The organism is Leptospira congkakensis (genome assembly GCF_004770265.1).
GTDB classification, from domain to species: Bacteria; Spirochaetota; Leptospiria; order Leptospirales; family Leptospiraceae; genus Leptospira_A; species Leptospira_A congkakensis.
On sequence record NZ_RQGQ01000014.1, the window covers coordinates 106448 to 130528 of the forward strand.

Sequence of the window (24081 nt, forward strand, 5' to 3'; positions counted from 1 at the left end):
GTTTTAACCTTTTCTTTTGATATAAGCTTTTGCAAATTCGGGAAGTACAAAAGCAGCCTTGTGAATTTCTGGACTATAGTATTTGAGTCCTTTAGGAACACGTTTCGGATCTGGTGTTACCGAATATGGATCAATCGCATTCGATAAAAAAGTAAATCCAATGATTCCAGAAGGATAAGTAGGAATCGTCGTGTAATAGTAACCATACTCAGGAAAAATTTTCGGGATAAAATCAAAAAGTGAGGAAATCACATCGCCATGATACCAAAAAGATTCTGCTTGTGTCGCAATGATTCCTGTAGGTTTTAATGCACTTGCCATATCTCTGAAAAATGGTTCCTTAAATAAAACTTCCGCAGGACCAACAGGATCACTTGAATCCACGAGGATCACATCAAAACGACCTTTGTTGTCTCGCGCAAATTTAGCACCGTCATCATAATAATGGATCACTTTTGGATCTTTCATAGCATCCGCACATTCAGGAAAATATTTATAACTAATATCTACAACTGCTTTGTCAATCTCGCATAACACAACTTCTTTGACAGAGGGGTGTTTTAAAACTTCACGAACAGTTCCCCCGTCTCCCCCACCGATCACCAAAACTGATTCTGGGTTAGGATGGCTCATCATTGGAATATGTGCAATCATTTCATGATAAGAATGTTCATCTTTATTGGTAACCATTGTTACACCGTCAAGTGTAAACATTCGTCCAAAGGATTGTGTTTCAAAAATATCGATTTTTTGGAACGGAGATTGTAGGCTTTCGATTGTTTTTGTTACCCGGTAACTCACAGCGCGGCCTTTTTCTAATTCCAATTTTTCGGTATACCAAATCTCCATTGATTTCTCCTAAGGTTTCTCTCTTTAAACCAGATTTGATATAGGAATAAGAAGGTGTAGTTTTTTTTAATGTTTCTTTGTTTGTAAGCAATTAAAAATTCAACTTGGCGGGAACTGGGTGTTTCGGTTCCATTGCCTTGTATGCAGAAATATTCCCGCGTTTTTTACCTGCTTGGTTTTTTATCCATGCCACTTTTCATTTTATTACTCGTTTTTGGTTATATCAAAATCAACGAGATGGCAAGTGAAGAAATCCATTGGGGTCATAACAAATCGTTTGCTTTTGGACAAGCTTCTCGTGAGGGAAAACTCATCCTCCTTGCCGTCACCAAATCACGTTGTGAGATGTTACAAGGATTGGAATGCGGAGAAGGAAAACCAGACCTTGGCGCTTATGTTTTACTCAACTACACTCCTCGGGACCAAGAATTCCAAACACTGATTTTGGATGACCGATTTGGTTCCTTAAAAACAGATCCCATTCCCCAATACTTTCTACTCAATTCTTCTGGGGAAATCCGTCATATGTCAACGCAGCTTCCCAGCGTGGAAGAGATGCAAAAACTCCCCAAAAAAGAATGATCTTTTTTCTGAACTAACCAAAATTCTCTTGCCAGTTCCTTTTGCGAGCCATACCCTATGGGGTATGCACCTTGCGGAGGATTTATGTTAGGACTCACTGTTCACAGAAAAAAAAGTTTTGAAGCCACCATTACCGACACTACCGAAGCCTTAAAAAAGGAAGGGTTCGGGGTTCTGACCACTATCGACGTCAAAAACACCCTCAAAGAAAAAATCGGAGTCGATTTCAAACGTTACACCATCCTCGGAGCATGTAACCCAGGTTTTGCGCACAAAGCCCTCCAAACAACCGATGATATAGGATTGTTACTCCCCTGCAATGTTGTGGTAACCGAAGAAAAAAATGGCGAAACCAAAGTTTCTATTTTTGATCCTATGACTATGACAAAATTAGTCCAAAATCCAGAGTTGGAAAAAATAGCAAAAGAAGTACAAGAAAAATTAATTCAGGTCATCCACCACCTACACGAATGAATTTGATTTAATAATTTAGATTTTTGGAAAGTCAATTCGGGCGCCTCGCCAATGGAACTCCCTACTCGCATGTATCCATTAGGCGATCCCGCTTTCCACTCCAATCTTTCTGGAAAGATTTGTTATATCAAAAAGGACACTTCCACCAGAAAGGATTTCCGGTGTAATCGGTGGCGCTTTTAGAAAAATTGGATTCTATCCACAAAACCCTAGTATGAGTTTGGTGTTTTCTCCTTCTTGCTTTCTGAAGGGAAAAAATTTCTGTCATTACCTTCTGTTAACGAAAACTCATGGATGTCTTTCATCAGTTGCAATCGTTTTGTTAGTGTTAGGTCACAAACTTTCATCTTAAAAAACAAATTGGGTTCGTCAAACCGATACATATTTTCCCATTTGGTTTCATAAATTCTAACCCACTGGTTTTCAAATTTTTCGGATTGAAGGACAAGATACAAAATACATTGGTCATCTTTTCCCAAAGGATAGCTTAGATACAAACTTCCAAAAGATTTTTTTGGAACTGATTGAACACTGAGCGGATAACCAAAAACAGAAAACTCCCGATCCAATCTTTCCTTGCCAATAGAAACTCTGTTCCTCCCCCATCCATAGATAATAGTGATATAAAGGATAAAACCTGAGAAAAATATAAACACCACACCCCAAAGAATTTGTGTGAACGAAGGGAATTTTTTTGCCGGTGCTAACCTTAAAAAATAATACACCAAACAAACCCCATACAGAAATACAATCGCAGAACCTAAAAGATAAAGAATACTAGGAACAGGCACCCAGTCCCATTCTGTTTGGATTTTCCTTTCCCGAGTATTAAAATCTAATTTCCTTTGTTTCGATCTTTCTGCAATCCCCTTGGGAATTTCGGAAATTGAATTCAATACAGGAAGTCCAAGTAAAGTCACCAGTGCTTTTACATTTTGATTTTGTTTGTTTGATTCAAACGATCCAAGTTCTAATTCAAAACCATAAGAAGTGAGTAAACTGATATGTTTTGTTTCGGAATCAGGTTTCGGTTTCGTATCTTCTTCCTCTTCCACAAAAGCAGAATCGGGGAGAACAATGAAAAATTGAAATTCGGAAAAAGGAATTTGGAGGTTTGTAGATTCTTTGGTAATCGTTATTTTCCGAGAGACTCTATCTAAAAAAATAGAAGTTTTTTCGGTTCCGAGCGGTATGAGAAGGCCAACGGTAAACCAAAAAATCCCACTCACAAACATGATAAAGGGGTGGTTGAAATTGGGATCTTCCACCGGTTTTTTCTTTATCAGGCTCGGAAGAGCAAATAAAATAAATATAGATCCAACCAAGAGGAGAAAGACTTTGATTGCAATAAATGCAATCGAAACTCCCCCGTCTTCGATTTGGATCCCATTGTTTAAAATCACAAAATTCATACTTTAGCTTCTATTATGCGAATCATGACTACGTCCATCTTTCTGGAGGAATTTTATACCATTTTATACTTTCCAACCAGAAAGAATTTCCGCTGCCATTACCGTCGGCGGAATGGAAGGTTTTCAGTTTTATTTTACTAAAATAACTCTAATTCAGACATTCCATCACTTACAAAAAGCAGGTGGGTTATTTTTAGGATTTTTAATCCGAGTATAACAAACAGTCGCTCCTTCGGTGGTCATTCCAAAAAGATTCAAAGGACCTCCCACTGGATACTGAGCCGTCGAAGCAGGACCTTCTTGCCAATTGATACGATAGTTTCCTTCGGAACCTGTGATCTGCCCTTTGACCACAGAGTTTGTTTTTTTATAGCAAGATTTGATATCCCGACCGTTGCTAATGATGAGCCAAGCATTGGGATTTGGACTTGGGTCAGTGACACAATTGTTTGTTAGAACCCAATTTCCTTCTAAGATCGTTTTCGCCTCTTCCGCAGAAGTTTTATCTCCCGACTGGCAATGGAATACAAAGGCAGAAAGTGCAAACGCAAACAGAAACGTAATTTTCTTCAAAACATGCTCCTTTGCAGAAATATATTATTTCTACAAGGAGAGATTAGATACCAAAATTGGAAAAGATTGTCAAATCTTTCTATGTTGTTTGGATTTATTTTTATATTTCTCAGGAATCTTTAGAATGATGTTCCTGATACAAAGGATCTCCACACAAAACAGGAACCAGCCGCCACCTAACGAAATTGAAATGCCTAATAATATTTTTCAGTGGAGAATGTTTTTCATTGAAATATATAAAAAATACCTTCTATATTGTTTTTGTAACGGTATTATGAAAGTTGGCATTACGTTGGAACCATCTAAAAAATGAATTTCAGTAAACAGAAACAATGGATCATTTTAATATTTTTCTGTTTCATTGCAAAAGATACATTCGCAGAAGAAATCGAACGGAAAAAAACACAAATTCTCTTTACTCCTTGGATCATACAATCAGATAAAGGGAATCAAAACAGAGAAATACCAAGTTCCTTCAATCTACAGATCCTTTATTCACCGTTTAAAAACATTTATTTAGGATTTATCTATGGGATTGGGAAAGGCAAAGATGAGTCCTATGGGCAGTACTATTCGAATCCTAATAGAACCAATGCCATCTATGAATTTTCACGGACCAAACAGGGCGAGACTTTTGCTTTCAACATTCAATACTATATAGCAACTTCCATCTTTGCCAGCCTGAATTTAGGTTTAGAAAAAGGATTCACTGTAAAAAGAGAAAATTATACAAATTATTCTCAAAACAATACCAACCTGGAACCTTACTTACATAACACATCTTTCTCTGACCGCGTTTTTAGTTCGATCGGACTCGGTTATAAAACGGAAATTTGGGATTACTTTTTGTTTGCATTGGAACTACAATGTGGGTACATCGAAGCAGGCAGAACAAATCATAACGTAACATTTAATCCAAATTATTACGAAGGATCGTTACCCAAACAATACCAGGATTTACTCCTAAGCCAAAGTCTGAACCAATCGTACCCTAAAAATGCAACTTTTTCTCAAGTTTTAATTTCCGCTGGACTCACATTCTAATTGTAGCATTAAATGATTGTTAATCATATAGAATCATCATGATACTAGTAAAATTCAAATTCACAAAAACATAGAACCAGGAAAATCAGATGAGAAAATTAATCATGTGGAACGTAGTCACCCTAGATGGATATTTCGAAGGTGAAAAAAGTTGGGATCTTAGTTTTCACGGACAAGTTTACGGAAAAGAACTTGAAGAATTCAGCCTCATCCAATTGAACTCAGCCGACTGCCTCGTGTTTGGTGCCACTACATATAAAGGTATGGCCGATTATTGGACAAATGCGAACGAAGACGAAGGAGACGTTGCCAAGTATATGAACAGAATCCAAAAACTTGTCTGTTCCCGAACTCTCCAAACGGCAAACTGGAACAATTCAATCATTGTAAAAGATGCAGTTCTTGAAATCCCAAAATGGAAACAGGAAGGGAATGGAGATATGTTTGTATTCGGCAGTGGAAACCTTTCTGAATCTTTACTCAAAGCAAACCTATTTGATGAAATCCGATTGTGTGTAGCTCCCGTATTTTTAGGGAAAGGAAAACTTCTATTCCAAGAAGGAATCCCAGAGAAGAATTTAAATCTCATCGAAACTCGAGCCCTTACCACAGGCGGAGTCATCCTTCGGTATGGATTCCAGTAATGGGGAAAACAAAACTTGACTGTAATACACAATTGTGATACATTTTATATATGATTAGTTTGCGTCTTCCGCCTGATTTAGAAAGAAAATTAGATGCCTTTGCAAAATCCGAGGGGAAAAGCCGTACAGAAGTCGTAAGAGATTCTATTCTGGAATATTTTAAAAATCGAAGCGATAACAAAACTCCATTTGAACTAGGTTTAGATTTATTCGGAAAACATAATTCTGGTATTACTGATTTAGCAGAGAAACGAAAAGAATACATCCGCCAAGCGATTGGGAAAAAAAATGAAAAACGTAGCTCTCATTGATTCTGGCCCAATCATTGCTCTATTTAATTCAAAAGATAAATTTCATAAAGCCACTTTAAAATTTCTTAAATCTTACAGAGGTGAATTAATATCGTCTTGGCCTGTAATCACCGAAGTAATTTACCTACTCTCTTTTTCTGTTGAAGCTCAATCTGACTTCCTTGAATGGATTGAAAGAGGAAGTATTCAGGTTATCGATTTAAGTATTGAAGATCTCAAATACATTAAAAATCGGATGAGAAAATACTCTGATTTACCAATGGATTTAGCAGATGCTTCCCTAATGTGTATTTCAGAAAAACAAGGAATCGAACGAATTGTCAGTATTGATTCAGACTTTTCCATTTACAAAACTTTAAAAGGAAAGTTTCTACAAAACCTGTTTAAAGTTTAAATATAAGATTACAAAATTAAAACTTAGCACCTTCCGAAGCCCATCATCACTTTCCCAAACGAAAAACGATTCCTCTCACCTAGCCCACCTCTTCCCTCTTTCCACTCTCCGCCTGTTTTCGAAACACTTCCAAAATCGCACAAAACAAAATCACTCCACCACCTAACCAAAGTCTATCGGGTGGCACTTCTCCTAGAAAATACCAGGCCGCCAAACTTCCGTAAATCGGACTAAGTGTTGACAAAGTTCCGGCAGTGGTCACAGACAAGTTCGATAAACTCCGAATCCAAATGGTATGAGCAAGTGAAGTAAACACTCCCGCAAGAACCACTTGGAATACCAGGTATTTGGGTTCTGCGAGCATCACAAAAAGACCATCCGCAAAAGGAAGGAGAACAATGCTAGTTGCAATCAGTTGTGTGAAAAGAATTTGGGCGCTCGGATAATGAACATGCATTTCTTTGGTGAGTAAATTACGAATGGCATAAAGAACAGCAGAGACAACCCCCCAAACCACTCCTTGGAACATTTGATTATCCCAAGAAAGATCCGGCACTATGAGAAAAAGTCCAAAAAAAGAAAAAAGGGCCAAAAAGAAAGCAAAAGGTTCCGGCCTTTTCCCACCAAACAATGGTTCTAAGATAGCAGAAAACACAGGATAGGTGAAAAGGGACAACATTCCCACAGCCACAGTCGAAACCTGGATGGAGTGAAAATAGGTAACCCAATGCAGAGCAAATAAAATTCCAATCCCAAAAACAAAAGCAGAGTCCTTAAAACTGCGATAAGAAACAGACTTGCCACGAAGCCAAAAGAAAAGTCCAAGTAAAATGACGGAAAATAGTGCCCGACCAGAAATGATCGTGACTGCCGGAAAGGGAAGGAGTTTGGCAAACAAAGTGACGTTCCCCATAATGAGGATCGTCAAATTGAGTTCCAATACAGATCGTAGAAACGAAGGAGAAGAAGACTTCACTTCTTACTTAGGATTCAACCCCCAGAAATTTGGCGATGGATTTTCTGTCTTTTTCCAAACTATGTTTGTGAATTTCTTCGATTGCTTTCTCCACAATAGGAGAAACAAAAAGAAGACTAGAAATCACATCCACATCATATGTACGTTTGGATTCCGATCCATCTGCTTCGTATTTACTTTTCCCTTTGATCACAAATACATTGTCTTTCCCTGGAGGTGAGATTTTGAATTCGTGAGTGTTGGTAGTAATGTCAAAAGTGGATTCTTCAAGAAGGGAAAGATCGTTAAGGGCTGCCGAAAGTACGGCAGGCATAGATCCTTCCAAACTCACTTTACGTTTCTGACGAATGATATTTCCCTCTTTTGTTTCTTCCAATAGAGTGACATTTTTTAAATCAGGGAACTGATCCAAATGTTTGTATCTTTCCTCTCTAGCATGAAGGAGTTTATCTACCGAAACGGGAAATGTATGTGTTACTTGGTATTTCACTATTTTTTCTTACCTTTCTTTTTAGCAGGTTTGGATTTCTTTGCCGCTTTTTTTACAGCTTTTTTCACTGCCTTCTTAGCAGCTTTCTTCGCCGACTTTTTGTTTGCTGGTTTGGCAGGTTTAGAAGTTTTTTTAGCCGAAGGTTTTACCTGCGCTGTTTTTGGCTTCGCTGCTGGTTTGGTAACTTTTGGTTTTGCAGATGATTTAGGGGAACGATTCACTTGTTCCATCAAATCCTCATCTTCCCAATAAAATACTTGGTCGGCAGGAGTGGACTGTTCCATGGCCATTGCTTGTGCTTCTAAAAGTGAATTGTTGGACTCGTTGAAGTTTGCTAACTTTTGGAATAACAAATTGATTTTTGGATCTTGGAACTTGTTACGAATGGTTGCATAAAAATTACGAGCGTCCTCTCCTTCTCTGATGGCAAGTTCGATCGCTTTTCTTTCATCTGCTTTGACTTCTTCGTTTTTGTTTCGATCGAGCCTATCCATAACCTTTTGGATTGTGGAAGAATGAAACTTTTCAATTTCGGAAAGTTGTTTTAGGTTAGGAAGTTCTTTCCCCTCAGCACTTTTATAAATTTCTTTAATGAATTTAATATGCTCATCACCATCTAACGCTAGTTGGCTGAACAATTCTCTGATTTGACCTTCTGGCAGACTTTCTGAGAGTTTAAGATAAAAGTTAAAACATTGAACCTCATGTTCAATGGCAGCAGCAACTGCTTCGATAAAGGATGTTTTTTTTAGTGATTTCATAATCCCATTCCCTGGTTATTCAAAACCATAAATACGATACTCGCGAGTTTTATGTGAATCAAGTATTTTTCACTGAGCGAACATCCAACTCTTCCAACTTTGTGGCAGAGTAAATGAGCACTTGGGCAATATAATAGGTTATCATAATTCCCATGGACGCGGTGAATCTGTCCATTTCCGGTTTTAGAAACATAGAATATGCGATAATGGAATCTGAAACGATAAATATCAATGCCCCAAGAAGACCCAGATAAAATGGTTTGGTCACAGAGTTTCTTGCAGCGGCGCGCCAACCCATAAGGCATATCGCAGAAATATAAATTCCTACCGGAATGAGAAGGGCACCTAATTTTGGCACAATTACAATGAAGAAAGAGCTACCAAACAATAAAAAAGGAATGGCTAGGAGAGGTTTGATTTTGGAATCCAATGTGAAAGCATAGGAGTAAATCAACTGGGCAATGAGAAAGGATCCAAGTCCAAATACAAAAAATCCTTCTTGTGGGAGAGCAAGAAAACTATCTCCAAAAAGCGAAAACACAAGACCCACAGCCACCAATTTACCACGTTTTTCCAAACTCGGGAAGTAACGAAACAGTGCTACTATGAGGATTAGGATCGGGATAATTTTTGATGGGAGATAAAAAACATCCTGTTTTGTGATCGTAGCGATCGCAAAAAGATGCACAATAGAATAGAGAACAAACAAAACAATTTCTTTAGCCATATTTCTTACTTTACAGGGATATCATTCTCGAGATTTCATCAGATGAAAGCCCGAGTGATCAGCCTATGAAACAAACACGACCCTTGTCCATCCTTTTCTTAATCTGTCTCTTATGGAGCCAAAGTTTGTCCGCAAGAGAAGTGCCCTCTGGTGGCGAAATGTTAATCGATTTGATATTAGCTCGCCCCATGGGTCTTGCCGGTACCGTCCTTGGGACAGCAGCATTTATCGTTGCCTCCCCTTTCACATTGTTGTCGGGAACTTTCATCCAATCAGGGAAACGTCTCGTCGTTTATCCTGCAAAGTTCACCTTCACACGAGGGTTAGGCGACTTTCCAGGATACATGGAAGATTACCAAATCGTAGAGGAATAAATTGAACGAATTTTTATTTTCAGACTTCGCAGAAGTTTCGACTGAGGATTGGAAAAATCAAATCCTCAAAGATTTAAAAGGAAACCCTTGGGACAAAGTCACTTGGGAAACAGAAGAGGGTTTCAAAATCGAACCCTTTTACCGCAAGGAAGATATCGCAGACCTCCCCCGAGTTTACAAACGAACAAACGGTTGGAATGTCACAGAAACAATCACCTCTGAATCCGAACTTGTGAACCTTTCCAAAAAAGGAGCCGATGCTGCTGTTCTACTTGCGAACGGACAATCATCCGGATTAAAAATCACTTCTTCTGCCGACTTAGAAAGATTGGCAGACCTTACTGGAAATCTTCCTTTAGTGGTTTCTCTTGGAAATCAAACTGCCGGTTTTTCCGACTCTCTTAAAAAACTCACTTCTTCGCATAACATCGTACTTGGTGACTTTGACCCTTATGGATCTGCTTTAAAAGATGGGGAACTGGGAATCGAAGAAAACAAAATCGGTAAAACATTCTCTTCTCTTTCGGGAACCAAAGGGTTTGCCGGAGTAGGAATCCATAGTTATTATTTAAGAGATGCAGGTGCCTCCATAGGCCAAGAACTCGCTTATTCTTTATCCTGGGGTGTAGATTATCTAAACCGCCATATTGATGCCGGTGTAGAAATTGAAGAGGCAGCTTCCAACATTTGGTTTTGGATGGGCATTGGTTCTGACTACTTCACTGAAATATCAAAACTTCGAGCCACGCGCATCCTTTGGTCAGAAATTCTAAATGCTTACAAACCAGGCCTTGGGGAATCACTGCCCGCACTGATTGTAGCAAGGACATCCAATTTTCAATTCACAGCCTATGACCCTTATGTCAATATGTTACGCGGAACCACAGCGGCTATGTCTGCCGTAATGGGTGGAGCTGATTTTGTTTCTGTATTGCCATTTGATTCCGAATACTCCGCACAACAAGAGTTAGGCAAAAGAATTGCTAGAAATTCACAACTCCTACTCCGTTATGAGTCTTACCTTGATAAAGTGGAAGACCCAGCAGCTGGATCTTATTATCTAGAAGTCCTCACTAAAAAATTGGCGGAGTCAGCTTGGGCCAAATTCCAGGCTTTGGAAAAAGACGGAGGGTTTGGAGAGGCTTTAAAAAAAGGATTCATCCAAAGTGAAATTGGAACTCGAGCCGACAAAAAAAGAGACGCACTCGCTACCAAAAAAGAAATTTTACTCGGAACGAACCAGTACCCACTCCCTTCCGAAAGACATCCAGAACTCGTATCTTCTTTGCAAGAAACTTCAAAACTGAAAACCACAGAGAATAAGTCCACTTACGCTCGTTTGGTTCCCATTCGACTTTCCTACGAATTTGACAAATGGAGAAATCTCACGGATGCCCATGTAGCAGCTGGTAAAAAACTTCCCAAAATATTTTTACTCACCATCGGGGATCTAACCATGCGAAAAGCACGCGCTGGATTTAGCTCCAATTTCCTCGGCTGCCTTGGTTATGAAATCACTGACAACTTAGGATTTGCTTCTGTCAAAGAAGGGGTCGCTAAGGCAAAAGAACTGATGAGCGAAATTGTTGTCCTCTGTTCGTCTGACGAAGAGTATGCGACTTACTTACCAGAGTTTGCAGCGGAAATGAAATCCCAACTTCCAAACTCTTGGAAACTCCTCGCAGGATATCCAAAAGATCTAATCACCCAAGCCGAATCACTCGGGATCGACGACTTCATCCATATGAAACGAAACATCGTAGAATTTATGGAAAAAGCCCAAACCAAATGGATCGGGAAATAAAATGAACAAACCTAATTTTGCAAATACTCCTCTTTCTTTCAGTTCAGGGAAACCGGATCCAAAATCCATTTCCCTTTGGCAAACGGCAGAAGGCATTTCCATACAGTCTCGTTATGCGAAGGCTGATTTGGAAGGGATGGAACATCTAAATTATGCTGCCGGAATTCCTCCTTACCTACGTGGCCCTTATTCCACTATGTATGTGAACAAACCCTGGACGGTGCGCCAATATGCTGGGTTTTCCACAGCGGAAGAATCCAATGCCTTTTATCGCAGAAACTTAGCTGCTGGACAGAAAGGACTTTCTGTTGCCTTTGACCTTGCCACCCACCGTGGTTACGACTCTGATCATGACCGTGTGGTAGGAGACGTGGGGAAAGCCGGTGTGGCCATTGATTCGGTTTTGGATATGAAGATCCTCTTCGACCAAATCCCTCTGGACCAAATGTCTGTTTCCATGACCATGAATGGAGCCGTCATTCCAGTGCTTGCCTTCTACATTGTGGCGGCAGAAGAACAAGGAGTTTCCAAAGACAAACTCTCCGGTACCATCCAAAATGATATTTTGAAAGAGTTTATGGTGCGGAATACTTACATTTACCCACCAAAACATTCCATGAAAATCATTGCCGATATCTTTGGTTATACTTCCAAGTACATGCCTAAGTTTAACTCGATTTCTATTTCTGGATACCATATGCAAGAAGCGGGTGCCACTGCGGACTTGGAACTTGCTTACACTCTCGCAGACGGATGGGAATACATCAAAACAGGAATTGCTTCTGGGCTTTCCGTGGATGAGTTTGCTCCTCGCCTATCTTTTTTCTGGGCAATTGGAATGAACCATTTTATGGAGATCGCGAAGATGCGAGCGGGAAGGCTTCTTTGGGCAAAGATCGTCAAACAATTCCAACCCAAATCCACTAAGTCACTCGCGCTCAGAACTCATTGCCAAACTTCCGGTTGGTCTCTCACCGAACAAGACCCCTTCAACAACGTTGGAAGGACTTGTATCGAAGCGATGGCCGCTGCCCTAGGTCATACACAGTCCTTACATACAAACGCACTGGATGAAGCCATTGCCCTTCCTACCGACTTCTCGGCAAGGATTGCAAGAAATACACAAATTTATCTCCAAGAAGAAACCAATATCCACCGAGTCATCGACCCTTGGGGTGGTTCTTTCTATGTAGAAAAACTCACAAATGATTTAGTCCAAAAAGCTTGGGCCCTTATTACCGAAGTACAAAAGTTAGGTGGCATGGCGGAAGCCATCGAAACAGGAATTCCTAAGATGCGGATCGAAGAAGCATCTGCAAGGAAACAGGCTCGTATCGATTCTGGGAAGGATGTGATTGTAGGAGTGAACCGGTTCCGTTTGGATAAAGAAGCTCCTCTTGATATTTTAGACATTGATAATACTGCCGTTCGTATTGCCCAAATCAAACGTTTGGAACAAATGAAAAAAGATCGGGATAGTTCTGCCGTAGAAGCTGCGTTAAACGCAATTACTAAATGTGCAGAAACCGGTGAAGGGAATCTTCTCGAACTCGCAGTAGACGCAGCACGAAAGAGAGCTTCTCTTGGTGAAATTTCTTATGCCATGGAAAAAGTATTTGGGAGGTACAAAGCTGTGATTCGTTCCATCTCTGGAGTGTATTCCTCTGAAATTTCCGAAGACAAAGGGTATATCGAAGCAAGAGACCTTGCTGACGAATTTGCTAAATTAGAAGGACGCCGTCCGCGGATCATGGTTGCCAAAATGGGCCAAGATGGACATGACCGTGGTGCCAAAGTGATCTCCACTAGTTTTGCGGATATGGGCTTTGACGTTGATATCGGGCCACTTTTCCAAACACCAGCAGAAGTCGCCAAACAAGTGGTAGAGAATGACTGCCATATTTTGGGAGTTTCCTCTCTTGCTGCTGGTCACAAAACCCTTGTCCCACAAGTAATAGAAGAACTGAAAAAACTGGGAGCAGAAGATGTACTCGTGGTTGTGGGTGGGGTAATTCCTGCACAGGATTACGACTTCCTCTACAAATCAGGGGCCACAGCGATTTTTGGACCAGGGACTGTGATCTCAGAAGCTGCCAAACAAATTCTGAACATCCTTCTCGGCGAAAGAAGAGCCGCTTAAGTTCTAAATAGGACTGGGAAACCGTTCCACCAAACACCGATTTGTCTAAACAACAATCGGTGTTTTTTCGGATGATTCCCCAATAGAAATTCAAACCATATGGAAACACCGAACGAGGACATTGGCAAAAAGAAAGAGGATGCGGAAGTTGCGAATCCAAAATCGGCACTTTCCGTAAACCCAGGTGTCGCCGATGCTCCCGCCATTTCTCCCTACATTCGTGACCAAAGAAAAACACTTACCCGCAAAGAAACCTCAGCGGAAGAACTTGCAAACGGCATTCTTTCGGGAAACCGCACTCACCTATCCAAAGCCATCACTCTTGTAGAAAGTAATTTAGAAGCACATAATGACAAAGCCCAAGCCGTTTTGGAACTGGTGATGCCAAAGGTGGGAAATTCCATCCGAATTGGAATCACAGGAGTGCCTGGTGTTGGTAAGTCCACATTTATCGAAAGTTTTGGAAGTTATCTTCTAGAACAAAATCATAAACTGGCCGTCCTTGCTATTGATCCCAGTAGCCAACGAACGAAAGGTTCCATTCTCGGTGACAAAACTCGAATGGAAATTCTTTCCAAATCTGAAAATGCCTTCATACGCCCATCACCTAGCAGTGGTTCTTTGGGAGGTGTTGCAAGAAAAACTAGAGAATCCATGTACCTCTGTGAAGCAGCAGGATTTGATACCATCATCATAGAAACCGTGGGTGTGGGACAATCCGAAACCCAAGTCCATTCCATGGTGGACTTTTTTTTGTTGCTCATGCTTGCCGGCGCGGGAGATGAACTCCAAGGAATCAAACGTGGGATTATGGAGATGGCTGACCTCATCGCCATCAATAAAGCCGATGGACAAAATGAACCCTTTGCCATGCGGGCCAGAGTGGAATATGAATCAGCCCTCCATCTTTTCCCTGCCCCAGAATCCAAATGGACACCTAGAGCCACCACTTGTAGTGGGATTGGGGGAAAAGGAATCGACGAAATCTGGAACTTGGTTTTAGATTATATCTCTACCACAAAAACAAACGGGTATTACGCGAAGAACAGAGAAAATCAAACTCGGATGTGGTTTGAAGAAACTCTGAGAGAAGTAGTTTTAGAACAGTTTTTTATGCGTCCCGGGAAAAAAGAATCCATTCTGGAATCGGAAAAAAAACTGATGAGCGGAAAATCCACTCTCCTAAAAGAAATCAAACACCTAACAGACAAATAAAAAAACACCACCGCGGCGGTCACACGCGATGGCGTTTGCATGAGCAAATAGATTGTCAAATGGAAATCGTTCGCTAGTACCAATCAAAGAATAGGAAAGACTGGCATACAGGATCTATTCTATCGGGGATTAGGGAATTGTCTATCTACCAAATGGTATAAAAATCGAACGGGGAAGGAAAGAAGATAACCAACGCAAAGGGAACCAGTTTTGGCAGCCCTTATAAAACCCAATTCATCAGAAATACAAGAGCAAAGTACACACCGAACCATAGAACAAGTCTTAGTTTGACCCAAAGGGCAGAGACCCAATCCATGGACTCAGTTCGCAGTTGTATGTGTTTCGGTGAGTTGATCTTAGAATCATACTGGAAAATCTGGCACTTGTCCATTTACCAGATGGTATAAATGTTAAACCGCTCCCCATTCAAAAAATGCCGAACTGGCGGGCCTTTTTCAACATCTGCACTCTCGTATTGACCTGGAGTTTTTTATAGATCGTTTTGATCTGCTGGCGCACCGTACCCACGGTAGTTCCGAAAAGAGAAGCAATTTGGTAGGGACTATCCCCTTCCACGATCAGTTCCAAAATTTGTCTTTCTCTGGGTGTGAGAACTTCGACCCCCACTCCCGAATCTAGATTGGTTTGGGGTTTACGAAAACTTAACAAAACTTTTGCGGCGATAGAAGGAGAAATCACACTCCCCCCATCGAGTAAGGTTTGGATGGTGTCATGTAGGGAATCTAATTCTGATTTCCAAATATAACCGGAAGCCCCGTTCCTAAGGGCAGAAAAGATAGCATCATCTGTTTGTAAGGAAGAAATCACCAGGCTTTTTCTCGACTCAGTCGTGTGATAGGTTTTGAGTACATCGATCCCACTCATTCCAGGAAGGCCAATGTCTAAAATCAAAAGATCCCATTCTTTAGCCGCGTCCTCTGCCCAAAATTCTTCTGCAGAATTCCAAGTTTTTAAATGCAGAGATGGATTCTCTTCTAACACTCCACAGAGAGAATGTAAAAAATCCAAATTGTCCTCAATGATGCCAATAGAAATGGATTTCATAAATCAAAAACTCCTAACGGAAGTTTCATATCAATTTGATAAGGAGATTCTATGATTTTGATTTCTCCGCCCAAGGTTTTGATCCTTTGGTATAATCCACGTTCGCCGATACCCAATATAGAGATGTTTTCCTCTTGATGGTTCTGGTTTTTCGATTTTTTTTCTGGATTCTCCGGGATTTGTGATTCTGTAGAAAATCGGAATTGGAGATGGTCCGACGTTCGTTCCATCTTCCAAGTGGAGATCCCTTCTCCATACCGCAAGTCATTGGTTGTGATTTCTTTAAAGATCTGAAGGATATGATGTGCCATCTCTGGATCTCCTATTTTGATGATAGGATCTTCACCTTGACCCACCCATTCTAAATTGATGTTACGACCAGCAAGTTTATATCTTTTTTTAATGGATAACTTCAAACCGTCTAACAACGATTCTTGGAATAATTCCCTTTGGTCTTCTTCTTGGACTTGGGTACGCAAAGACTGGAGTGCGGACTGGGATAGTTGTTTTAATTTTTGTAATTGGATGTCTGTGATTTCTTTGGGAGTTTTTTCCAGTTTTTGCGTGAGTATCACCAAATCTGTCAGTTGTGAACCCAAACTATCGTGGATGTCTTGGAAAAATGTTCGTCGTTTTTCTTCCAACAACATCCCACGATAAGCGGCAATGTATCTGGTTCGAAACCACCAATGGTTTAAAAAGAAAGCCACTAAAAATAACGGGAAAATGGTAGACATCTCTCTCCATGTTTCGAGTGGAATCACTGTTTGGTTGGCAAAATATACCCTAATGATGTATATCAAAAGAACAATCGACCATTCCAAAATGTACTGCCAAACAAGACCTGGATAAAAGAAGGAAGAAGTTGCAAGTAAGGCCGTGATGGTTAACCAATTTCTAGGATCAAAATAAGGAATGGAAGGATCATGAAATCCTGTTTCGATTTCCACCAAAACCAAAAGAAAAAAAGTCAGACGGACAATGATAGGGGCAAATCCAAAGAACCTTCTAAAAAAGAAGGAAGTTAAAACTAAGATGACACTGAGTACAAGTTGGATGGCAGAAAGAATACAATTGGTTTGGTCTGGGGCATTCCATTCCAAATAGACACTTTGGATGTAAGCCAAACAATACGCGAACCCCAAGAAATAAAGTTTACTGATGATTTCTGAATATACAGCAAGGAGAGAAATCGGTTCGAGAGGGATCCCACGAAAAAAACTAGATAACTTTTGAAACATATAAGTTCTACCGCATCGCCAGATCTTTAAGGGTAGAGAAAATTTGGTTTATACTTCTAATCGACTAATATGTTCTAATAATAATTTTTGATCATCATCAAACATCTGATTGAATTCAAGACCTACTTCGTAGAAAGCACCTTCTCCAAATTCTTCCAAACGAACCACCTTTGCTTTAGGGTACAAAACGTACTTAACATCTGGAAATCTTAATTCTAATTCCAATCTAGTACCGAGAGGCATTGGTTCTTTGGTGCGAAATAGGAGTCCTCCCTCAGAAATATCTTGGGAATCACCTTCTCCCTTATCTTTGGGCAAAAACTGGGCCGAGACGGCCCCCGATTGGATCACTCGGTATGTGAGATGGACTTTTTCGGAGATTCGTTTGTAAATTCGGCGTTCGCTGGACATGTAAGCAAGGGAACGCCGAATTCAAAGTTTGGGCAAGTTTAAATTTATGCCCTAGAATCAGTAAGTTTTGAGGTTAGCCCTCTAAATCCTCTGGTCGAATTTCGTAATCAGGACGGAAAGCTCCCTCTATCTTTTCACGAAGACGGTCAATGTATCCAAACACAGCAGGCACCACAATGAGAGTGATGAGAGTGGAAAGGACAAGCCCCCCAATGATCGCAATCCCCATGGCAGTTCTTGATTTAGAAGCCTCTCCAATTCCAAGAGCAATTGGCAAAGTTCCTGCAATCATCGCAAGGGATGTCATTAAGATGGGACGGAGCCTTTTTGATCCCGCATCAAAGATGGCTTCATCTCTTGTCATTCCATGTTCTTTCATGGCAAGCATTGCATGGTCGACAAGAAGGATGGAGTTTTTGGCCACAAGTCCCATGAGGAGGATGAGTCCAATCATACTGAAAAGGTTTAACATCTCACCAGTCAAAGCAAGAGCAAAGAAAGCTCCCGAAATGGCCGGTGGAATCGCGAATAGAATCGTAATCGGTGTGATAAAGGATTCATATAGAGAAGCTAACACTAGATAGATGAAGATAAGAGCCATTCCAAAAGCAAGGATGATGTTTTGTAAAAGTTCCTTAAAATCTTCCGATTGGCCCACAAAGGAATAGGTAATCCCTGGAGGAGGCTGAAGTTTCTCTTTCAGAATTTTTGTCGCAGCATCAGATGCCGAGGCAATCGCGCCGCCCGGTGCTAGGTTTGCGTTGATTGGAACCACTCGGGATCTGTCTTCCCTGATGATCCTTGCAGGAGAACTACTTTCTTTTCCTTCAGCAATGGCACTGAGTGGAATGAGACGGTTTTGGATGTTCGGCACACGAGTTTCAGAAAACGATCTTCGTAAATTTCGTTGGTCTTCTTTCAAACGAAGCCTTACATCATACTCGATTCCATTTTCTAAATACTTAGCCACTTCCCCACCTTCAATATGGTAACGAAGTTCGGCCCCCATAACACCAGCGACCACACCCACGGTTTGCATTTTTGCACGGTTTGGAACTACTTGGAATTCTGGTTTTCCTGTTCGGTAAGTTGTGTCCACGTCCGTAAGGTCAGGAATTTTTCGTAATTCTTCCATGACTTTAAACGAATACGCTTCCAGGTCTTTTAGATTTTCACCTTTTAAGTTTAAGTTAAATGGGTATTGAACCCCACCACCAATCGCCGAATAGTCGTTCACTTTCGGTCTTGCTTGAGGGTATTGTTTTAAAAATTCACGAACCTGGTCTTTGACATCGCCTGTCGTACGGTTTCTATATTCAGAAGGGAGAAGAGCCACACCGATGGTAGCAATATTGGATTCTCCATCACTGTTACCAACAACGGTTGCGAGAAGATCCATCTCAGGCACAAATTGGATGATGGCATTTTGAATGTCTTCTACAACTTCCGTAGTTCCTTGTAAGGAAGTTCCTGGTGGCATCTCTACATTCACCATAAACTCACCTTGGTCGTTTGCTGGTAAGAAGGTTTTTTTCACAAATGCAAGTGAGAAAATACTAGTAACTAATGTGAGAAAAGTAAGTAGAATGACTGCCCATGGTTTTTTTAGGGCAAAGTTCATGATAATTCCGTACATTCTGTCCAGAAAGTCTTGGAATTTATCAAAGTTACGTAATACGATGTTTTTCTTTTTATGGATGTCTGTTTTTCCTGCAAAATAAGCAGATAACATCGGTGCCACAGTTAGACCATCAAATAGAGAGATGATCATCGCAAAAACAACGGTAAACCCAAACTGTTTGAAAAACTGACCGACAATCCCTGATAAAAATCCAATCGGAAGGAATACCGCAATCACTGTTAAGGAAGTTCCAATAACAGCAAGAGTTACCTCTTCTGTTCCTTTCCTTGCCGCAACAATGACAGATTCCCCTTCTTCTAGTTTCCGGAAGATATTTTCCCTGACCACAATGGCATCATCCACAAGGAGTCCCACCGCAAGGGAAAGGGCAAGAAGAGTCATTACGTTCATGGTAAAACCCATGGCATACATAATGATAAAGGCACCTAACATTGAGTTTGGTAAGGCCATACCCGTAATAAGAGTCGAACGGATGTTCCCAAGGAAAAGATACACAACAATCACAGCGAGTAAAATCCCGAGAATGATGGCGATGGTAACGTCTTCAATATTGGCACGAATCCATTTGGATCCATCGCGGATGAGAATGACCTTAGGTGCTCCTTTTAAGTCTTTGATCTGTTCGTTGATGGAATCAATTTTTCCAAGAATCCCATCGGCAACCTCTACGGTATTGGCACCGGATTGTTTGTAAACATCCAGAAAGAGAGCTTTCTTTTGTACTCTTTCTTTTTTGGGAGGTTCGTATTTAAAAAGAAGTTTTCCAATAACAGATGGTTCTTCGTGTTCTTCTGTTTTTACAGGAGCATACAACATACCGACTGTTTGGCGGTCCTGTAAAGTATCTTTGACTTGGCCTAAATCCTTAACAAGAACTCCTCGTCCAAATTCACCACCGAAGGAAACCACTGTGTTTTCAATTTGGGACAAGGATTCGTATTTGGCAACGGTTCGAAAAGATGTTTCTTTATCGCCACCTTCCACCTTTCCGGCAGGGATGTTGACACCTGAGTTTTTGATTTGGTTCCCAATAGCAATGGCAGGGACCTGGTAAGAATTGATTTTGTTACGATCAAGTTCGATATGAATTTCACGGCGAGATCCACCAATGATTTTTACCGCACCTACGTTATTGACCTGTTCTAATTTGGTTTTGATTTTTTCCTTTGCCAAATCATAAAGTTCCCCTTCTGGTAAGTCCGCAAAAAGGGAAATCCTCATGATGGGTTGGTCAGATGGATCAAACCTTTGCACCAAAGGTTCTTTGGAAGATTCAGGAAAGAGTGGTTTCACTCGGGCGGTTTTATCCCGAACTTGTTGTTCTGCATATTTGATGTCTGTCGTGAGATTGAATTCCGCAAACACCATCGAGATCCCTTCTTGGTTTCTGGATGTGATCCGTTTCAAACCGGAGATGGAACTTAGTTCCTCTTCCAAGGGTTTGGAAATGGAGGTTTCAATTTCTTCCGGGCCTGCACCCGGATAAACAGTTGAAACCACGACAAAGGGAATGTTGATGTCAGGGAAAAGATCGACACCAATTCGTTTCAAAGAGATAAACCCCGTAATCACCATAATGATGACTAACGAGGAAATGAATATGGGACGTTTGATCGAAAAGGAAGCAATACTCATAAAATTTTTTCTCTATTTGAGCAATTTATATTCTTGGAGACAAGCAGTACCGGAACTCTCTCTGTAAGTAGAGAGCAACGTTGACTTACTATTTAAGATTTTTGTCCGATTTTCAAATTTTTCTTCTACAAAACTATCGGGACAAACATCACTCAATAAAAGTACGGAATCAAAATCTGTCCATTCTTTCCAGCGGTATTTGTTATCGTTTCGTACCATTCCCTGTTTATAAGTCTTCAGTTTCATGGCAAGATCGAAATCGGAGGCAAGGACACGGCCTTTGGAACCATATTTTTCCTCAAAATGGAAGGCATTGATCAAAATGTATTTTTTCTCAGATGATATCTGTTCGGCGATTTCTCTTGCCGGTTGGAAATCACTGGCATTCATCCCACGGTAACAAAACATTTTGTTTTCAAAAAAATTCCCGGAAAGAATCCCTTGCGAATATAAGGAGTTAGAAAACACAAAAACAGAAGTGAGTAAAAAAACAGAAACAGAAACGAGCTTTTCTAGTTTGGTCTCAGCTAACTCATACAAACGCAAAATCCACAGAAAACTCACAAGCCCGATGGCAGGAATAAATTGTAATACATGCCTTGGTTGTTTGTTCCCCGTAGTCAGTTCTAAAATCAGAAGTTCCAAAAACAAAACAAGAGTTCCCGCAAGGAGCGGGTCTCTCAGTTTCGATTGGAATTTGGTTCCTCTTCGAAATACAAAATAAAAAAGGGAAAGAATAGAAAATATAATGAGAGTGCGGAATCCCCAAATAAAATCGAATACTCCTGGCACAGAAGGATCAAGTCCTGGTTCTGTCCAAAGAGTTAAGAAAAAACTTCGAGTGTATGCATTTACAATCATTTGAGCATCGATCAGAGCATTCACCCGATCCGGATTCATAAATAACCAAAGGAAAGCCGGAAATATTGCATAAACCCAAAGTACCACAGCGGTTTTTGGAAATACTTTTTTGACCTCATCTCGTTTGCGAAAAAAATACACAGAAAGATCCACAAACAAAAGAAAGGTGATTCCAAACATAAATTGTTTGAACCCTTTTTGGTTGAGATTGATTTTTGTGACCACTCGTAGGACTGGTAAGGAAAATACCATGAGCACTACAAAAACTAAATATACTAAACGAATCCCTTTCGCATAATTTTTTAGCAAATAAAACAAAGCCTCTTTATAAAGAGCGGGAGATCGTAAAAGTTCATAGGCAAAACATGCCATAAAAAATAAAATCCCATAAGGATATTTGGTAAAATAAAAACCAAATAAAGAAAATAGGACTAACAACTTTGTTGTGGAATCAATTTCTTTTTCACGGTTGTCTACATCATACAAACGATAGATAGCATAAACAGAAAACAAAAGAAAAAACATAGATTGTGTTTCCAACATCGAAGAAAGAGAATATGCCGGAACCTCTCCCGTTTGGATGGTGAGAATCAAAATTAAACCAGATAGGATTCCTGACCAAAATAATGACTTTGTTATGCGAAAAACAATATAAACCAGAGCTGGATATACTAAAATCAAAAACAAAAGCCCTAAAAAAGAATCTCGATAAGTTTCGTAAGCATCTATCGGTAAATAGAGCGTAACAAAAGTTAGAATAGAGCGGAGGGGTGGCCAAGTAGGACTTTCCAAAAAAGGCAAAATCCCTTTGAAGAAACTCCCTGAACGAAAATCCACATACTGATCGAGGACTTGGTTCAGTCGGATATTCTCATCCCAAGATAAAAAATCTTTGTTGGGACAGAGATTGAGAAATGTCTCCCAAGATTTCGTAGCATAGAACACTACCAACGAAACACCTAAAACGATAAAAATGAACCCAAAAAAACTGGGAAGAATGTCTTTTGCCTTCATACCAACCTTTGGAATCATTCTTTCTTTAGGGTGGACTGAGAGGCAACCGAAGTTCTTTTTCCGCAATTTTTCTCTTTGATTGTTGTCCAAGGTAAAGAATTCTGTCCGTTAGAAGGTTCCTAAAATGCAAGATTTCGTAGACCTTGGGGAAAAGATCATATTCCTCGTTATGTTATTTGCGAGTATTCTCGCGATTGCCGTATTTATCGAAAGGTTGATTGTTTATAAACGTAATTTTAACAAAGAATCAGAGTCTCTTCTGGATTCACTCACTCTTCTCATCCGCCATAGAGATCTAAAAGGCACTGAGAAATTATTAGAGTCCCACCCCATGGAAAATTCCTATTCTCGGTTCATCCATTTCGTTTTAGAACGGGAAAAGGAAAATCATAAAGGTCTTATGGAACTCATGGAAGGAAAAATTCTCAAAGAACGTTTGAGTCTGGAAGAAAGACTTCCTATTTTGAACACTCTTGGAAATAACGCACCCTTCATCGGTCTTTTAGGAACGGTTCTTGGTGTGATCAAAGCTTTTTATGGTCTGGGAACTCTTGGAAATTCGGGAGCCGAAGTGGTGATGCGTAGTATCTCGACTGCCCTACTAGCAACTGCTGCGGGTCTAGCCGTTGCCATTCCTGTGGTGATTGCAAACAACTACTTCACTCGAAAAATGAAACTAGTCCTTGGACATTTGGAAATCCTTTCCAAAGAAATCCATGCCAGTTTTGTCACGAGTGGAAAACACAACCAATCTTCTAGTTCTACACCTAACATCCACCACTAGAAAGACCATATTGTTATGAAGTCATTTACATTATCTTTGCAATACAAACTGAGACGATTTGGACTTTTTCGAGCTAGTCTTTTTGCCTCAGTTGGGTTGCATGTATTTTGTTATTTGATTTATTTTATACTCACACTTCCGAGTAATGCAGCCTTCCAAGAAACCTCGATGGAAGATATGGATGTTTCTTTTGAAGAAATTCCGCCGGAACTACTTGGGGGAACTTCGAGCCCTGCTCCTGTAGAAAAACAAGAGTGGGTGGAAGGATCAAACAAAGATGCGGAAGAAAAACCAGATAATTCTGATTTGAATCCTAACCAACTTTCTGGTAATGGAACCGATAAAGACGGATATTTATTTTCCTTCAATGGAGATAGACCACCTACTCCCATCATTGATTTTGATTTGAAAGCTTATTTCCCAGAAGCCGCCAAAGCCGCCAACATCAGTCAAAGGACTGTGATTGTGATGGTGCAAGTGGATGAACACGGCGCCCTCCAAGGTGTGAAGGTTGTTTCAGGAAGAGCAGGTTATGGATTTGATGAAGCAGCCATTCGCATCATCCAAAGAGCGAGGTTTTCTCCCGGATACGACAAAGGAAAACCAACGAGGATGGCACATAGACTCCCGATCAGTTTTGATTTAGAAGAGGATTAAT

Annotated in this window: 24 protein-coding genes; 12 read left to right on the plus strand and 12 right to left on the minus strand. The window is 40.4% G+C overall.

Annotated features, from left to right (window positions below):
* Nucleotides 1-3 precede the first annotated feature (3 nt).
* On the minus strand, nucleotides 4-849 hold the full coding sequence (gene speE, locus EHQ70_RS09610; protein ID WP_002975754.1) for a polyamine aminopropyltransferase: 846 nt from the start codon (nucleotides 847-849) through the stop codon (nucleotides 4-6).
* Nucleotides 850-990: 141 nt separating this feature from the next.
* Between speE and EHQ70_RS09615 the strand changes: the two genes are divergently transcribed.
* Together EHQ70_RS09615 and EHQ70_RS09620 are read left to right on the plus strand one after the other, a co-directional pair.
* Complete coding sequence (locus EHQ70_RS09615) at nucleotides 991-1431, plus strand: hypothetical protein (RefSeq protein WP_135585835.1); 441 nt, start codon at nucleotides 991-993, stop codon at nucleotides 1429-1431.
* A gap of 84 nt (nucleotides 1432-1515) precedes the next feature.
* On the plus strand, nucleotides 1516-1905 hold the full coding sequence (locus tag EHQ70_RS09620) for a DUF302 domain-containing protein (protein ID WP_135586150.1): 390 nt from the start codon (nucleotides 1516-1518) through the stop codon (nucleotides 1903-1905).
* 209 nt (nucleotides 1906-2114) lie between these two features.
* Here the strand turns inward: EHQ70_RS09620 and EHQ70_RS09625 are convergent, their stop codons facing one another.
* Nucleotides 2115-3317, minus strand: coding sequence for a hypothetical protein (locus EHQ70_RS09625; protein WP_135585837.1), 1203 nt, complete (start codon nucleotides 3315-3317; stop codon nucleotides 2115-2117).
* Between the two features lie 165 nt (nucleotides 3318-3482).
* Nucleotides 3483-3890: a hypothetical protein gene (locus tag EHQ70_RS09630; RefSeq protein ID WP_135585839.1), complete on the minus strand. Its 408-nt coding sequence runs from the start codon at nucleotides 3888-3890 to the stop codon at nucleotides 3483-3485.
* Nucleotides 3891-4199: 309 nt separating this feature from the next.
* On the opposite strand from EHQ70_RS09630, the gene EHQ70_RS09635 reads away from it, so the two are divergent.
* The 4 genes from EHQ70_RS09635 to EHQ70_RS09650 all read left to right on the plus strand — a co-directional run bounded on the left by EHQ70_RS09635 (nucleotide 4200) and on the right by EHQ70_RS09650 (nucleotide 6283).
* Complete coding sequence (locus EHQ70_RS09635; protein ID WP_135585841.1) at nucleotides 4200-4934, plus strand: hypothetical protein; 735 nt, start codon at nucleotides 4200-4202, stop codon at nucleotides 4932-4934.
* 89 nt (nucleotides 4935-5023) lie between these two features.
* A complete protein-coding gene (locus tag EHQ70_RS09640; RefSeq protein ID WP_135585844.1) occupies nucleotides 5024-5578 on the plus strand; it encodes a dihydrofolate reductase family protein in 555 nt (184 codons plus the stop codon).
* A 50-nt stretch (nucleotides 5579-5628) separates the two neighbouring features.
* On the plus strand, nucleotides 5629-5889 hold the full coding sequence (locus EHQ70_RS09645; RefSeq protein ID WP_135585846.1) for a ribbon-helix-helix protein, CopG family: 261 nt from the start codon (nucleotides 5629-5631) through the stop codon (nucleotides 5887-5889).
* Nucleotides 5867-6283 (plus strand): type II toxin-antitoxin system VapC family toxin, encoded by a 417-nt coding sequence (locus EHQ70_RS09650; protein ID WP_135585848.1) that lies wholly within the window; start codon nucleotides 5867-5869, stop codon nucleotides 6281-6283. Before EHQ70_RS09645 ends, EHQ70_RS09650 begins: the two co-directional genes overlap by 23 nt.
* A gap of 79 nt (nucleotides 6284-6362) precedes the next feature.
* On the opposite strand, the gene EHQ70_RS09655 is transcribed toward EHQ70_RS09650, so the two are convergent.
* From EHQ70_RS09655 to EHQ70_RS09670, 4 genes are read right to left on the minus strand one after another with little or no spacing between them, the layout of a single operon-like run.
* The gene (locus EHQ70_RS09655) at nucleotides 6363-7211 is read right to left on the minus strand and encodes a DMT family transporter (RefSeq protein WP_244288286.1); all 849 of its coding nucleotides are present in this window, start codon (nucleotides 7209-7211) and stop codon (nucleotides 6363-6365) included.
* Between the two features lie 55 nt (nucleotides 7212-7266).
* The gene (locus EHQ70_RS09660; protein ID WP_135585850.1) at nucleotides 7267-7749 is read right to left on the minus strand and encodes a DUF2505 family protein; all 483 of its coding nucleotides are present in this window, start codon (nucleotides 7747-7749) and stop codon (nucleotides 7267-7269) included.
* A complete protein-coding gene (locus EHQ70_RS09665) occupies nucleotides 7749-8510 on the minus strand; it encodes a ferritin-like domain-containing protein (protein WP_135585852.1) in 762 nt (253 codons plus the stop codon). Before EHQ70_RS09665 ends, EHQ70_RS09660 begins: the two co-directional genes overlap by 1 nt.
* A 58-nt stretch (nucleotides 8511-8568) precedes the next feature.
* A complete protein-coding gene (locus tag EHQ70_RS09670; RefSeq protein ID WP_135585854.1) occupies nucleotides 8569-9237 on the minus strand; it encodes a lysoplasmalogenase in 669 nt (222 codons plus the stop codon).
* A gap of 65 nt (nucleotides 9238-9302) precedes the next feature.
* Between EHQ70_RS09670 and EHQ70_RS09675 the strand changes: the two genes are divergently transcribed.
* From EHQ70_RS09675 to meaB, 4 genes are all read left to right on the plus strand, one after another.
* Nucleotides 9303-9611, plus strand: a complete 309-nt coding sequence (locus EHQ70_RS09675) for a hypothetical protein (protein WP_244288287.1) — start codon at nucleotides 9303-9305, stop codon at nucleotides 9609-9611.
* 1 nt (nucleotide 9612) lies between these two features.
* Nucleotides 9613-11415, plus strand: a complete 1803-nt coding sequence (locus tag EHQ70_RS09680) for a methylmalonyl-CoA mutase family protein (protein ID WP_135585856.1) — start codon at nucleotides 9613-9615, stop codon at nucleotides 11413-11415.
* 1 nt (nucleotide 11416) lies between these two features.
* Nucleotides 11417-13555 (plus strand): methylmalonyl-CoA mutase, encoded by a 2139-nt coding sequence (gene scpA / locus EHQ70_RS09685; protein ID WP_135585858.1) that lies wholly within the window; start codon nucleotides 11417-11419, stop codon nucleotides 13553-13555.
* A 99-nt stretch (nucleotides 13556-13654) separates the two neighbouring features.
* Entirely contained in the window at nucleotides 13655-14770 is a 1116-nt protein-coding gene (gene meaB, locus EHQ70_RS09690) for a methylmalonyl Co-A mutase-associated GTPase MeaB (protein WP_135585860.1), read from the plus strand.
* A gap of 426 nt (nucleotides 14771-15196) precedes the next feature.
* On the opposite strand, the gene EHQ70_RS09695 is transcribed toward meaB, so the two are convergent.
* The 5 genes from EHQ70_RS09695 to EHQ70_RS09715 form a co-directional block, all read right to left on the minus strand.
* A complete protein-coding gene (locus EHQ70_RS09695; RefSeq protein ID WP_135585862.1) occupies nucleotides 15197-15835 on the minus strand; it encodes a response regulator transcription factor in 639 nt (212 codons plus the stop codon).
* Nucleotides 15832-17076, minus strand: a complete 1245-nt coding sequence (locus EHQ70_RS09700; RefSeq protein WP_135585864.1) for a sensor histidine kinase — start codon at nucleotides 17074-17076, stop codon at nucleotides 15832-15834. Before EHQ70_RS09700 ends, EHQ70_RS09695 begins: the two co-directional genes overlap by 4 nt.
* Before the next feature lie 48 nt (nucleotides 17077-17124).
* Nucleotides 17125-17487 carry a PilZ domain-containing protein gene (locus tag EHQ70_RS09705; protein ID WP_135585866.1) on the minus strand — a complete coding sequence of 121 codons (363 nt, stop codon included), beginning with the start codon at nucleotides 17485-17487 and terminating at the stop codon, nucleotides 17125-17127.
* Between the two features lie 73 nt (nucleotides 17488-17560).
* Nucleotides 17561-20764 (minus strand): efflux RND transporter permease subunit, encoded by a 3204-nt coding sequence (locus EHQ70_RS09710; protein WP_135585868.1) that lies wholly within the window; start codon nucleotides 20762-20764, stop codon nucleotides 17561-17563.
* Between the two features lie 12 nt (nucleotides 20765-20776).
* Nucleotides 20777-22657: a hypothetical protein gene (locus EHQ70_RS09715; RefSeq protein ID WP_135585870.1), complete on the minus strand. Its 1881-nt coding sequence runs from the start codon at nucleotides 22655-22657 to the stop codon at nucleotides 20777-20779.
* A 106-nt stretch (nucleotides 22658-22763) separates the two neighbouring features.
* Here EHQ70_RS09715 and EHQ70_RS09720 point away from each other — a divergent pair, with 106 nt between their 5' ends.
* On the plus strand, nucleotides 22764-23423 hold the full coding sequence (locus tag EHQ70_RS09720; RefSeq protein ID WP_135585872.1) for a MotA/TolQ/ExbB proton channel family protein: 660 nt from the start codon (nucleotides 22764-22766) through the stop codon (nucleotides 23421-23423).
* 15 nt (nucleotides 23424-23438) lie between these two features.
* Nucleotides 23439-24080 carry an energy transducer TonB gene (locus EHQ70_RS09725; protein ID WP_135585874.1) on the plus strand — a complete coding sequence of 214 codons (642 nt, stop codon included), beginning with the start codon at nucleotides 23439-23441 and terminating at the stop codon, nucleotides 24078-24080.
* The last annotated feature ends 1 nt before the right edge of the window (nucleotide 24081 follow it).